This is a genomic window from Paenibacillus sp. NPDC093718, from assembly GCF_050279985.1.
Taxonomy (GTDB): domain Bacteria; phylum Bacillota; class Bacilli; order Paenibacillales; family Paenibacillaceae; genus Paenibacillus_AQ.
Genome location: NZ_JBNNUS010000002.1, coordinates 159631 through 171841 on the forward strand (window position 1 = coordinate 159631; position 12211 = coordinate 171841).

14 protein-coding genes are annotated in these 12211 nt (G+C 46.7%); 9 read left to right on the forward strand and 5 right to left on the reverse strand.

Features of this window, described 5'->3' with window-relative positions; genetic code table 11:
• Positions 1 to 78: 78 nt before the first annotated feature.
• Positions 79 to 651, forward strand: a complete 573-nt coding sequence (locus tag ACQKPA_RS06595; protein ID WP_427490542.1) for a TetR/AcrR family transcriptional regulator — start codon at positions 79 to 81, stop codon at positions 649 to 651.
• Positions 648 to 1091 carry a DUF5367 family protein gene (locus tag ACQKPA_RS06600; RefSeq protein ID WP_427490544.1) on the forward strand — a complete coding sequence of 148 codons (444 nt, stop codon included), beginning with the start codon at positions 648 to 650 and terminating at the stop codon, positions 1089 to 1091. The genes ACQKPA_RS06595 and ACQKPA_RS06600 overlap by 4 nt, the downstream gene beginning before the upstream one ends.
• A gap of 80 nt (positions 1092 to 1171) precedes the next feature.
• On the opposite strand, the gene ACQKPA_RS06605 is transcribed toward ACQKPA_RS06600, so the two are convergent.
• Both ACQKPA_RS06605 and ACQKPA_RS06610 read right to left on the reverse strand, forming a co-directional pair.
• Positions 1172 to 1522: a GNAT family N-acetyltransferase gene (locus tag ACQKPA_RS06605; protein WP_427490546.1), complete on the reverse strand. Its 351-nt coding sequence runs from the start codon at positions 1520 to 1522 to the stop codon at positions 1172 to 1174.
• On the reverse strand, positions 1482 to 1724 hold the full coding sequence (locus ACQKPA_RS06610; RefSeq protein ID WP_427490548.1) for a GNAT family N-acetyltransferase: 243 nt from the start codon (positions 1722 to 1724) through the stop codon (positions 1482 to 1484). The genes ACQKPA_RS06605 and ACQKPA_RS06610 overlap by 41 nt, the downstream gene beginning before the upstream one ends.
• A 214-nt stretch (positions 1725 to 1938) precedes the next feature.
• On the opposite strand from ACQKPA_RS06610, the gene ACQKPA_RS06615 reads away from it, so the two are divergent.
• From ACQKPA_RS06615 to ACQKPA_RS06625, 3 genes are read left to right on the forward strand one after another with little or no spacing between them, the layout of a single operon-like run.
• Entirely contained in the window at positions 1939 to 3537 is a 1599-nt protein-coding gene (locus tag ACQKPA_RS06615; RefSeq protein WP_427490550.1) for a spore germination protein, read from the forward strand.
• Positions 3538 to 3571: 34 nt separating this feature from the next.
• On the forward strand, positions 3572 to 4786 hold the full coding sequence (locus ACQKPA_RS06620) for a Ger(x)C family spore germination protein (protein ID WP_427490552.1): 1215 nt from the start codon (positions 3572 to 3574) through the stop codon (positions 4784 to 4786).
• Positions 4787 to 4820: 34 nt separating this feature from the next.
• Complete coding sequence (locus ACQKPA_RS06625) at positions 4821 to 5912, forward strand: GerAB/ArcD/ProY family transporter (protein ID WP_427490554.1); 1092 nt, start codon at positions 4821 to 4823, stop codon at positions 5910 to 5912.
• Between the two features lie 148 nt (positions 5913 to 6060).
• Here the strand turns inward: ACQKPA_RS06625 and ACQKPA_RS06630 are convergent, their stop codons facing one another.
• A complete protein-coding gene (locus ACQKPA_RS06630; RefSeq protein ID WP_427490556.1) occupies positions 6061 to 7413 on the reverse strand; it encodes a sensor histidine kinase in 1353 nt (450 codons plus the stop codon).
• A gap of 1 nt (position 7414) precedes the next feature.
• Positions 7415 to 8101, reverse strand: coding sequence for a response regulator transcription factor (locus ACQKPA_RS06635; protein WP_427490558.1), 687 nt, complete (start codon positions 8099 to 8101; stop codon positions 7415 to 7417).
• A 205-nt stretch (positions 8102 to 8306) separates the two neighbouring features.
• Between ACQKPA_RS06635 and ACQKPA_RS06640 the strand changes: the two genes are divergently transcribed.
• From ACQKPA_RS06640 to ACQKPA_RS06655, 4 genes are all read left to right on the forward strand, one after another.
• The gene (locus ACQKPA_RS06640) at positions 8307 to 8525 is read left to right on the forward strand and encodes a hypothetical protein (protein WP_339223865.1); all 219 of its coding nucleotides are present in this window, start codon (positions 8307 to 8309) and stop codon (positions 8523 to 8525) included.
• A gap of 19 nt (positions 8526 to 8544) precedes the next feature.
• The gene (locus ACQKPA_RS06645; protein WP_427490561.1) at positions 8545 to 9585 is read left to right on the forward strand and encodes a DJ-1/PfpI family protein; all 1041 of its coding nucleotides are present in this window, start codon (positions 8545 to 8547) and stop codon (positions 9583 to 9585) included.
• 19 nt (positions 9586 to 9604) lie between these two features.
• Positions 9605 to 10243, forward strand: a complete 639-nt coding sequence (locus ACQKPA_RS06650) for a DUF2306 domain-containing protein (protein WP_427490563.1) — start codon at positions 9605 to 9607, stop codon at positions 10241 to 10243.
• A gap of 107 nt (positions 10244 to 10350) precedes the next feature.
• The gene (locus tag ACQKPA_RS06655; protein ID WP_427490565.1) at positions 10351 to 11064 is read left to right on the forward strand and encodes a DJ-1/PfpI family protein; all 714 of its coding nucleotides are present in this window, start codon (positions 10351 to 10353) and stop codon (positions 11062 to 11064) included.
• Positions 11065 to 11290: 226 nt separating this feature from the next.
• On the opposite strand, the gene ACQKPA_RS06660 is transcribed toward ACQKPA_RS06655, so the two are convergent.
• Positions 11291 to 12046, reverse strand: coding sequence for an alpha/beta fold hydrolase (locus ACQKPA_RS06660; RefSeq protein ID WP_427490567.1), 756 nt, complete (start codon positions 12044 to 12046; stop codon positions 11291 to 11293).
• Positions 12047 to 12211 lie beyond the last annotated feature (165 nt).

Here is a 12211-nt window from a genome sequence, read left to right on the forward strand (position 1 = left end):
TTTGACAAATCGAGATCATTTTTTATACATTATAGTTAGTTGTTTGAATAACTCACATACAAGGAAGGTGAAACGGTCATGGCGAAACCGAACGTCATCAGCAAACAAGAACTGCTTGAAGCTGCCCAAAAGTGTGTTGCAGAGAAAGGTATGGATAAATTAACTTTGAAAGCAGTGGCCGATCAAGCACATGTCAGCCAGGGAACGGTCTATTATCATTTTCGAACCAAAGAGCAATTAATAATTGAACTCGTTGAGAGCCTATGTAATGCTTCATGGGTTTCACTGGCGCAAAACAATCGATCTATTGAAGAAGCCATACAAGAAGCCAAGGAAAGATGCGATTATCATTCTTTTTATCATCGATTGTTTTTTTCCTCCCTGGCCGCAAGCTTTCAGATCAAAGAGAACCGCAGCCGAATGGGTTCCATGATTCAAGAAGAAAACAAACATCTGACTGATATTCTTACGGCTCGGTGGGGGGTATCACCCATAAAGAACATATCCATGGAACAGTGGGGAATTTTAATGAATGCTATAATAGACGGGCTGGCCGTGCAGGCTTTGTTGGATGAAGAGTTTCCGAAGGAGGCTGTTTTTACCGCTTTGCACGTGTTTTTTGATTTCATGACCAATGAGGTGAAGCCGTGAACGCACAACGGATCAAAAGCCGGCATGCTGGTCTCTTCTTATTGTGGGGTTTCGCCCTTTGGCTGATCGCGACGATCATCTTTCATTATGGGGGGAACCTGCTGATTGATATCAGGCACCCATTCAGAACCGTCTTGAGTTTTGCTGTCGCCATCCCTTTAATTTATGGATGCGTCGCTCCGTTGTTCTCATTTCTTGAGGTTCCGTATTCAGATCGTACCCGGCGTTCCGTCCAGATTGCTCTGCCTGGTATGTTCATGGACATTCTTTCGATTCTTTTCCATGATGTCGCTTTCCCATTAATCTCAGAGCAGAGCATTCCCCTATTGGCAGCCTGGCTGTTCTGGGCATACAGCTTGATTCTGCTGGTTGGGCTGAGCCCCATGAAGCTTCGTTTCTCGTCGCATTTCATTAAAAAAAAGAAGCTCCTTTTAAAGTAGAAAAAAAAGAAGTCGCCGATACTGGCGACTTCTTGTACCTGTGTATTTTTGTTCTGTTGCTATAAAGCATACTCGATTAACTATGGCAATTGCCGATATTCTTCCTCCAAAATCGACATCAAAATCATATCATGGAATCTTCCGTCCCAACATATCGAGTCCCGTAGAATGCCCTCCCGTTTAAAACCAAGCTTTTCATAGACATGTATGGCCCGAGGATTAAACGCATATACACCAAACTCTATTCGGTGTAAACGTAAACTTTCGAAACCATGACGCAGCATAAGCTTCATGGCCTCCGTGCCGTATCCTTTATTGCTGTGCTGATCGGAAATCGATATGCGGATATTGCAGCTGCGGTTGTTGAGGTCGATTTCGTTCAGGACCACTTCACCAATTAAACCGTCCGTTTCCTTCTCTGCAATCATCATATCCAGGCGATCCTCCATGGGCGTATCCGATTTTATGAATCCAGGCCGCAATCGAATCCTTGGTAAACGCCTGCTGCGTTCCCGTTAATCGGTTAGACTCGGCATCCTGCAATAATCCGAAATATGCATCAAATTCATCTTCCCTAACGGGGCGGAGCACAATGCGGTCCCCTTCGATCCGTGTTTCAAGCTTATTTTTCACTGCCCTAAGCTTCCAAGTCATTCATCTTTTTATTAACGAGATATATCCTATATGATAAGGTACCACCGATTCGTCGATCTGTGCAGTCTACAAAACATTTATAGTTAAACTAACCTGCCTCCAAATATGGATGAATTCCTCACCATGCTAAGAATATTAAACCAGAAATAGGGAACTTTAGATCGTATGAATCTTGTCAAAGCGAGCTGATCCCATGCCCTTTTTTAAACAAACAAAGCGAACCCATTCGAAAACGGCACTGCTTCATCATAACGAGCACACGGGGCAAACCGCCGAATCCTCTCGTCTCTCCGACCGCTTGGATCAGAATTTACATAGAATCAGAGAACAAACCGGCCACAGCCGGGATATCATCATTCGGACCCTAAGTCATATGTTCGGAAGCGATTGTACCCTGGCCGTCATTTATATTGATGGATTGGTTGATACGCTCACCATCAATCACTCGATCATGGAATCCTTAACCTCAAAGGATTACGATGAAAAGCTGCATACCTCTAACCCTGCAGAAATATTGTCGATCATCAAAAACCGTTTCTTATCTATAGGCGGCATTAGCGATTTGGAGCATATGGAATCATTGATCTCCGCCATGCTTGAAGGCAATACTGTCATTCTCATAGACGGTTCATCCCGTGGCATTATCGCCAGCTCTATCGGTGGAGAGGAACGCGGTGTAGAAGAGCCCCAATCTCAGACCGTCGTTCGCGGCCCGAAAGAAGGATTCACCGAAAATATCCGTACGAATACGGCCTTGATCCGTCGTAAAATTAAAAGCCCAAACCTCTGGATCGTGGACCGCAAGATTGGCCGTGTCACCCAAACGGATGTTGCCGTTATGTATTTGAATGGCATCGCCAATGATAAGATCGTGCAAGAAATATTGAATCGTTTAGACCAGATCGATACCGACAGCATCCTGGAGAGCGGGTATATCGAAGAGTTTATACAAGATACAACGTTCACCCCCTTCCCTACCATTACTAATACGGAGCGCCCCGATGCTATCGCTGGTGCGATTCTGGAAGGGAAAGTTGCCGTTTTGGTTGATGGGACACCGTTTGCGTTGATCGCCCCCATCACCATCTTCAAACTGTTTCAATCGAGCGAGGATTACTACCAAAAATTCGATATCGCGACCTTTTTGCGGCTGTTACGCATCATTTCCTTTATGGTATCGATGCTTCTCCCTTCACTTTATATTGCCATCTCCACGTTTCATCAAGAAATGCTGCCAACGACCTTGCTGATCAGCCTTGCAGCACAGCGGGAAGGCATCCCTTTTCCCGCCGTTGTCGAAGCCTTGGCTATGGAAATTACGTTCGAAGTATTAAGGGAAGCCGGTGTTCGAATGCCAAGAGCGATGGGCTCTGCGATCTCCATCGTAGGCGCGTTGGTTCTGGGTCAAGCTGCTGTACAAGCCGGCTTAGTGTCTGCTGCCATGGTTATCATCGTTGCATTTACCGCCATCGCGAGCTTTGTTGCGCCTTCTGTGAGCATAGCCAACTCCGCCAGACTGCTCCGTTTTGGTTTTATGATATTGGCGGCAACTTTAGGGCTCTTTGGAATTATGGCAGGATTAATCGCCATGCTGATCCACCTATCCGGCTTGCGATCATTCGGTTTGCCATATCTTACTCCGTTCGCTCCATTTATCCCATCAGATCAAAAAGACGTTCTGGTCCGTGTTCCATGGTGGGCCATGCTGACAAGACCGACCCTTATCAACCGTACTAACGCGAAACGGCAAAAAATGAACCAGCGTCCATCGCCTTCCGATGGCAAGAAATAACATATAACCGGTATAACTCGGAGGTGAAGAACAGATGAACCGGAAGCTGAATCTCCTGATTCTCATGTTGGCTGCCTCGCTGCTGCTCAACGGTTGCTGGGATAGTCAAGAGTTAAACTCGCTTAGTATTGTATCGGCGACGTCCATAGACCGCAGCGAGGACGAATGGGTCATCTCCTTCCAAGTCGTCATTCCGCAATCCATCGCCACTCAGACGGGCGGCGGATCCGGTGGAAGCCAATCTCCGATCACCATCTTCTCCACCAGGGGCAAGACCATTCGCGAAGCCATGCAGAACGCGAATTTGGAAGCGCCGCGCGCGCTGTTTTTTGCCCATAACTCCGTACTGATTATCAATGAACAAGTCGTTCGGACTGAAGGCGTACGGCAAATCCTTGATTTTTTCCTCCGTCCAGTGGAAAGCCGGGAAACGATGTCGGTTCTCCTGACCAAGGATAAAGCCTCCAATCTATTGGAAGTGCTCATTCCTTTGGAGAAAATAACGGGAAATGCAATTCAACGGGTCATTACCCAAGGTCAAGAAAATCTGTCCCAAGTAAAAAATATTAAATTGATTGATTTCGCATCCATGGTCGCCAATCCGTACAAAAGCGCCATGGCGCCCGAGTTAAGGGTATCCGGCAATCAAGAGGAACAATCTACCTTGGATGCCTTAAAGTCGACCCGTAATCAAGCGGTACTCAAACTTGGCGATTTGGGCGTATTTCGAGGAGACAAGCTGGTGGGATGGATGAAGCGAAAAGAAAGCAGAGGCGTCGCTTGGCTTTCGAACAGCGTCCATAACCTGATCATTGTTACCCCATGCAGCGATCGAGACGATTCCCGGTTATCGAGTTACCGAGTCATCCACTCATCGACCCAGGTAGACCCCAAAATGGTCAACGGTTCGGTCAACATGGTGATCCATATTCAAACAAAGGGGGCTCTTGATGAAACCAGCTGTACGATGGATTTGACGAAACCGGACGTTATTTCGAAACTCGAGGATACGATTGCCGAGCAGATCAAGGATGAAGTGCTTGCTACGTGGAAGAGAATGAAGGATTTGAATGTGGACGTGGTTGGTTTCATGGATATGATTCACAGAAAATATCCCGCAGCCAGCAAACAACTTACAAATTCGGAGAAACCGCTCCAAGAACTGGAACTCAACCTGAATGTTAAAGTCACCGTTGAACACACGAATATGATCAATAAACCCTTCTCGAACTTGATTGAACCCAAGTAGACCGCTATCGATACCTATAACAAGGAGGTCCCAAATGGAGAAGATCGGTAAATACCAAATCATTGCCATGACCATCTTGTTTATGATCGGCAGCACTCCTTTGTACGAACTGGGGATTGAAGCTAAACAAGATGCGTGGCTGGTCGTGGTAGTTGCGATGCTCACGGGAATGTTACTGCTGTTCATTTATTTATATATCCAAAACCAAAATTTGGAGCATGCTCTTCCCCAAATTTTAAATCAGTACTTCGGCAAATATATAGGTTCCATCATTACGGCAGCCTATATCGTTTATTTTGCATATGAATCCATGAGGAATACCCGCGAGTTCGCGGACATTATCAATATCTCCTTTCTCCCCAGCACACCGCTGTACTTCCTGATTCTCTTGATGGTGTTGCTGTCCGGATATGCCGTATGGAAAGGCATTGAGGTATTCTTTCGTGTCACCGAATTCCTGCTTCCTTTCACGCTGATCGGCTATATCCTGATTGTTCTCATGTTCATCGGTTCGAATATCATTCATCTTGAGCGCCTTATGCCCATATTAGAAAACGGAATCCTGCCCGTGCTGCGAGCATCATTGCCGGAGGTGATTAGTTTTCCGTTCGGTCAGGTCGTAGTTTTTCTCATGTTTTGGAGTCATCTCGATGACAAGAAAACGCTGTCCAAGGCATCCTTGTCTTCCTATATATTCGTAGGTATCTTTTTATTGATATTCAATATTTTAAATCTTGCGATTCTGGATCCCACCATCACGAGCATATCGACTTTTCCACTGCTTCGGTCGGTTCGTCTCATCGAAATCGCCGATTTTCTGGAGCGTCTGGACCCGTTAATCATCCTGCTGATCTATATTGGCATATTCGTTAAAATGACCGCATTCTACCTCGGCGCCGTACTCGGTCTTTCCAGCCTGATCAAAGTCAGCCATAAAAAAACAACTGTGATCGTGGGAGCTTTCATCTTTACCATTTCGTTCGTCTCTCCGAACTTTATTTATCATATCTGGATCGGGTTTGCTCAAAATTTGAAATACCATTTCCCTATCTTCCAGATCTGGGTCCCTTTGATTCTAGCGTTGATTATTTTAATCAAAAGACCTCGCTCATCCAAATCCGGCTGATCGGGAATTCAATACATTACAAGAATTTGTATTGAACCCATGCCCCCCTGTAAAGGGGGAAATGTCCGAACCGGATATACTTTTGATTCCTTCAAAAAAAAGCCGCATTTTCGCGGCTTTTTCAACGTGCAATAAATAATATGAACGACTAAAAACCATTTGATTCCAACTGTCCTGAAGCTGCTGCAGGTAGCCATCCTTCAAGCAGTGCTCCTCCTTCCGGATGGTTGCTTGCGGCAAGTTCGCCACCGTGCTGCCTAACAATTCTTTGTGAAATGGTTAAGCCTAATCCGCTGCCACCAGTTAAACGACTTCTGGATGCTTCCCCGCGATATAGAGGTTCAAAAACACGCTCAAGTTCTTCCCCAGAGAAGCCCGGCCCGGTATCCCGTATCGTAAACTTAACCTTATCACCAACTTTATTACACAGGACTTCGATGCTCCCCCCCGCTGATGTGTGTCTTACGGCATTATCCAGAAGATTGTTCATGGCTCGCTCTAATAAATGCATATCTCCATGGATGATGCACCGATCCGTTACATGAAACGAGATGGAAACTCCTTTTTGCCGAGCCAGCGGACTTAGACTGTCCATCGAATTCCGGACGACCTGATTAAAATCCAACGTTTTATTATGCAGTTGCGACTCCACATACTCCATTTTTGTAAAAGTGAAAAGATCCTCTACCAAACGATCCAATTGTGCCGATTTGTCCTTGCAGACTGCAACATATTGGGCCATTTTCTCCGGAGATTGAGCGATCCCTTGCTCCAGACCATCCAAGTAGCCTCGCAAAGCGAACAACGGTGTCCGTAAATCATGCGCAACAGCCGCAATGACGAATCGGCGTTCCTCTTCCAGTTCGGCCTGTTTTCGATAGGACTGCTCAAGTCCCTTGACCATAACAGCGAATCCGTCGCGGACTTCAGCGATTTCGGTGACCCTGGACATGGGTAACCGAACATCCCAATCCCCTGTTGCAATTTGTCTTGCTGCACTTCCCATCTTCTCGAGTGGTTTGAGAACGAATCGCCTCATTTCCATTCCGACAACAAAGATCGCAAGCAGCAGACCGACAAAAGCCGACATCACTTGAAATTGATTGGATTGAGGTAAGTACAGAACAACCCTTCCCAGCAACTGGCCGTCCTCGATGACAGAGAACCGCTCGGTTGATAAATTAGTGCCTCGTCGGTCAGGATTGGAACGATAAATCTCCTGATCTGCTGCGGATTGAATGAGAACATCCATCTTCGCTTCACGCAGCGCGGAATACAATTGGTTTTGCCAGTCTGGATCAGTCCATTGGTCTGTGTCCGATTCAATTCGCTGCGTCATTTCCGATATATTTCGTTGCAGGGTCTCGTTTTGCAGCCGACCTTTTTCGAAGCTGAGTGTCTTGGTTTCCATAAAGTGCGCAGTAACAAAGAAGATCCACGGCAATAATAGGATAAAGAAGAAGCATAACATAGTAAACGTACGAATGCGGAGTGACCTCATATTACCCTCCCTCAAAGCGATACCCTACTCCCCATACGTTGACCAGGAATATCGGTTGGTTCGGATCAGCTTCGATTTTCTCGCGAAGCCGACTAAGATGGACCCGAATCGTATGCCTGTCGCCCACCCCATCCCAAAACTTTGCAAGTAATTGTTCATAGGAGAAAACATGTCTCGGATGTTCGGCAAATAATCGCAGCAGCTCATATTCCCTGGGTGTGAGCACGATGTTATTTCCATCCACTAGTACTTCTCTAGTGGACAGGTTTAACTTGATGCGGCCGTAATTCAAGACCCTGTTATCCAATTGTTGTAGGGAAGCGGAACGCCGCAATACGGCTTTTACTCTGGCAACGATCTCACCCGGCGAAGCGGTTTTGACGATGTAATCATCGCCTCCGAGAGTAAGGCCTCGAATCTTATCCACATCATCGCTGCGAGCACTCAAAAACAGGATTGGTACATTGCTCTCCGCCCGAATCCGGCGGCAAAACTCAAATCCATTTTGTCCCGGCATCATAATGTCAAGAACAATACAATCAACAGAGCTTTCCTTAAATATGTCCCACGCTTGAGCGGTATCGCAAGCGGTTTTCACTTGAAAGTGGTCATTCTCTAGAAAATCCCTTAATAGCTCAACAATATCCTGGTCATCGTCTACAACCAGAATCGTCTTTGATACGCTCATGTTTATCCCACCTTTGCTTTCCTAGTTTATCATTTTTTTTAACAAGAACTAACGCGAGCTTATGTATTGTGATGATTTGTTTATACTTTTGTGATCTTTTTTCATCTTTGTTTGAGATATTCGTTTGGTATGCTTCTATTTGCGCACACGGCCAGCCCCAACTTCGGGTGATCGTCCCGCACACAATGATAAAGGAGGTATACATATGGGTTTGGAAAATAACGCCTTCTCGTTCTTTCCTTTCGGCGCTTTGTTTTGTCTCACGCTGTTTTCTTTCCTGGCGGTTCGAGTATACGCGATTCGTTATCGTTACAAAAACGGTCATCAAAAGAATGACATCGCTATGATTCTGAAGAACCGAATGGCCAATGGTGAAATTGATGAGAAGGAATATCGTAAGCTGAAAGATCTTTTGACTAAATAGAGACTAGGAGGATTGATGGATGCTTAACGTTCAAATTGTGTTGTTTGACGGCTTCGACCTTCTGGATGCGATAGCGCCTTACGAGGTCTTCTGTGCTGCAGCCATGAATGCTGAAAATGCGTTAAACGTAGAATTGGTCACCGCCGAGGGACCAAGATCCGTGCCTAGCGGCATCAATGGGTTGAGGATTGAAGCGAGTGGCAGACTGGACCCGGAACGAGCGGGCATCATTCTCGTCCCTGGCGCGTCCGGCGACGTCGAGGGAGATGGGCCCGATTCGGTTCCGGCTATTCTGGGCCGGGCCATGGATACCGAATTGACCGGCATGATCGAGCAGGCTCTCCAGCACAAAGACAGGATAGTCGCTACAGTCTGCGGCGGTTCACTGGTGCTTGCCATGGGAGGCCTCTTGGAAGGCAGACCGGCAGTAACGAACCATCTGGGCATGGACTTACTTGGTGCAACTGGAGCAGTTCCCATCTCGGCTCGCGTTGTGGACGACGGCAATCTGGTTACCGGCGGCGGCGTAACTTCCGGACTCGATGTAGCGCTGTATCTGGTGGAACGTGAACTTGGGCCTCGTATCGCTCACGCGGTAGAGCAGTTATTCGAATACGAACGAAGAGGCACGGTATGGAAGGATATAGGGATAACGCCAAGCGTTAATAAACCATTGACGAGCGAAGAACCAAACACCGCGGTGAACCAAACAGCGATGACACCCCCGCCCCGCACGCTGCATAGCAGAAGCGCACAAGCATCGGTCTTCGACGGAGAATGGGATACCACTCTCGCTACGCCCGTTGGAAAGCTGGAGGTCAAACTCTCCATATCGACAAGACACGATACGATCCATGGCACGGCGAAGCAAGGAGATGAAACCATCGAGTTTATGAACCCCTTGCTTCAAGATAACAAGCTGGTCTGGTCACTTCGAATCACAAAACCCATGCGCTTGAATCTCAAATTTGAAGTTTTCGTCGATGGTGATCACATGGTTGGTATCGCTAAAGCCGGCCTCCTGCCTGCATCCAAATTAACAGGAAATCGAATTTCCTAGCTTCGGGAGTTGCGAACGGATGAAGAAACGAAAATCGTTATATCTATTGCTGGCCTGTGTCAGCATTCTATTTATACTACACGCCTTGATAAAAAACTATTGGATCGATCCGGGTGCTTTGGGATTTTTAAGCCATAAGACCGGGCTGAAGCGCGAGCTCAATCTCCCTGTTTGGCTTAATGTCATGTACGTTCATGTTGCATTCGCATGTGTGGCCATGGCATCGGGATTGATTAACTTCTCGAATCGAATATTTGAAAGAAGCCGCAGGCTCCATCGCATAAACGGCTATGTATATATCGTATCCGTACTGCTGGTCGTGCTCACTTCCGGATATATGGCCCCCTACGCTACAGGCGGCAAAATAAGCAGTATGGGTTTCAATCTGCTGAATATGATCTGGCTGGTTATTACCATTACGTCGCTCGTCCAAATCAAGAGGAAAAGGATCATCCATCATCGTAACTGGATGATTCGTAGTTACGCCTTTTGCTTCACGAACATGTTGATCCATCTCATTACTTCCCTTTTTCATCAGGGATTCGGGTACGTTTACCCTACTAGCTACACCATCGGTGTTTACGGCTCGATTGCGCTGCTGCTAGTTATTCCTGAAATTATCATCAGAACGAATCGAAAGGAATTGGTATCAGGATGAAAAAAACACTTAGCTTACTCACGTCGTTAGCGCTCTTTCTATGTCTATTAGCCCCAGCAGCAAGCGCAGAAACAAACAAGAATCAAGATTCATCCAAGGGTAAAAGCGTGCATGTACAAATCGTATTATTCGATGGGTTTGATCTGCTGGACGCATTAGCGCCATATGAAGTATTTGCTGCTGCCGGAATGTACACTGGTGGAAAAGTTACTGTAGAATTAGTATCTGCAGAAGGTAAGCGTTCGGTTCCGAGCGGGCTGAATGGACCTGCCCTCGAAGCGCAAGCCGTGTTAGATCCTAATCGGTCCGGAATTATTGTAGTTCCTGGCGCTTCGGGGAAACCGGCGGGGAATACCGCAGATGCTATTCCCAACATATTAAGGCAGGCTAAGGATTCGGGTTTAACAACGATGATGAAACAAGCTATGAGTAATAAGGACGTTACGGTGGCTACCGTGTGTGGAGGTTCATTGCTGCTGGCTATGGATGGATTGTTGAAAGACAGATACGCTGTCACCAATCAGATAGGCATGGTTGCGCTAGGAGCACTCGGTGCAATTCCGGTCGATGCAAGAATCGTGGAAGATGGCCCTCGCTTGGTAACTGGCGGAGGTGTTACTTCCGGACTTGATGTGGCCTTGTATTTGGTTGAGCGTGAAGTCGGACCACAGATTGCGAATGCCATAGAGAAGTTATTCGAGTACGAGCGTAGAGGAACGGTGTGGCAAGCAAACGGCATACCGCCGATTAACTTTGAGACGAGCCAGGAAACGTCTAAAAAAGAGCATCCGTCTGCACCGAAGAAAAAAGTCGGGAAGTGAGGAATCGAGCAATCGGTGAGCTTGGGACCGTGTCGCTCCCACGTTCCGTTTATAAGAGAAAAACATGAAGTAATGAATAGATGTCTTGTCATTTACTACCTTAATAAACTGTATGAAATCATCAAAAAAAGCCGCAATTTGTGCGGTTTTTTTGGTGTACACCTTGCCTCTTTCCCAAGCAAAGAACTTATTTAATCGCTTGTATTTCATGCCGCGATGAGTCCCATTATCTTCTCGCTAAAAAAGCAAGAATCAAACCAGCAAGTTCTTCTGCATGTGTCAGCGTGGCCATATGGTCAGCCCCCACGATGACCTCGAAACGGATGTCTTGAACACGTTTGAACTGTTCCGCAATTCGTTGCATATCCTCCCATTCAACCGTTCCCTGAATAAACAGCGTCCTTGCAACAAGCTCCTCCAACCGCTCGATCGCTGGCGGCATCGGCCATATCACCTCGAAGCTCTTCCACTCACTAAACACTCTGGTCATATACAACGTGTGCATCTCGCGCAAAAAATCCCTTTCAGAGCTGGACATCGTCACACGATAATTCGGCCCGCTCAACGATTGTTCAACCAGACGGTTGACATCGGGTGCGCATGCATTTACTTGGGCCATCCAATCGATGAATGGCTGGGAGTGCTCGAACCCGGTTAGCGATGGTGCGATTAATACTAAATGGTCAACCCTGGAAGGGTAAGTCAAGGCAAAATCCGTGACGGCCTGCCCTCCCATGGAATGACCGACAAGCGAAGCGCTGTCAATTTCCAGATGATCGAGCAATGCTCGCAGGTCTTCAACCAAGCTGGTTGGTTCTTGCGGCGCTGGGGATTTTCCCGTTCCCCGACCATCATACGTGATGACTTGATGGCTCCGGGCTAAATGCGGTGCAATATAGCTCCATTCTCTTGAATCGACACCTGGACTGTGTACCAACACAACAGGTGTCCCACGGCCTTGAGTTTGATAAGCTAAATCCATATGAAAACTCCTCTCTCCAATGGATGATTCATCCAGATTATGATTCTAATATAATTTAAGACTGAACATTCGGTCAATATAAAAATGTTTGAAATCCGAGTTACTTTTCTTAGATGGGTTAAGAACTGTCAAAGTCAAAACAAAAAAGCCGCCCATGGCGACTTC

Bases quoted from the DNA above. Each gene is read 5' to 3' on its own strand.
- ACQKPA_RS06630 (WP_427490556.1), bottom strand. From the start codon at position 7,413: ATGAGGTCACTCCGCATTCGTACGTTTACTATGTTATGCTTCTTCTTT.
- ACQKPA_RS06660 (WP_427490567.1), bottom strand. From the start codon at position 12,046: ATGGATTTAGCTTATCAAACTCAAGGCCGTGGGACACCTGTTGTGTTG.
- ACQKPA_RS06645 (WP_427490561.1), top strand. From the start codon at position 8,545: ATGCTTAACGTTCAAATTGTGTTGTTTGACGGCTTCGACCTTCTGGAT.
- ACQKPA_RS06650 (WP_427490563.1), top strand. From the start codon at position 9,605: ATGAAGAAACGAAAATCGTTATATCTATTGCTGGCCTGTGTCAGCATT.
- ACQKPA_RS06595 (WP_427490542.1), top strand. From the start codon at position 79: ATGGCGAAACCGAACGTCATCAGCAAACAAGAACTGCTTGAAGCTGCC.
- ACQKPA_RS06620 (WP_427490552.1), top strand. From the start codon at position 3,572: ATGAACCGGAAGCTGAATCTCCTGATTCTCATGTTGGCTGCCTCGCTG.
- ACQKPA_RS06635 (WP_427490558.1), bottom strand. From the start codon at position 8,101: ATGAGCGTATCAAAGACGATTCTGGTTGTAGACGATGACCAGGATATT.
- ACQKPA_RS06605 (WP_427490546.1), bottom strand. From the start codon at position 1,522: ATGATGATTGCAGAGAAGGAAACGGACGGTTTAATTGGTGAAGTGGTC.
- ACQKPA_RS06625 (WP_427490554.1), top strand. From the start codon at position 4,821: ATGGAGAAGATCGGTAAATACCAAATCATTGCCATGACCATCTTGTTT.
- ACQKPA_RS06640 (WP_339223865.1), top strand. From the start codon at position 8,307: ATGGGTTTGGAAAATAACGCCTTCTCGTTCTTTCCTTTCGGCGCTTTG.
- ACQKPA_RS06615 (WP_427490550.1), top strand. From the start codon at position 1,939: ATGCCCTTTTTTAAACAAACAAAGCGAACCCATTCGAAAACGGCACTG.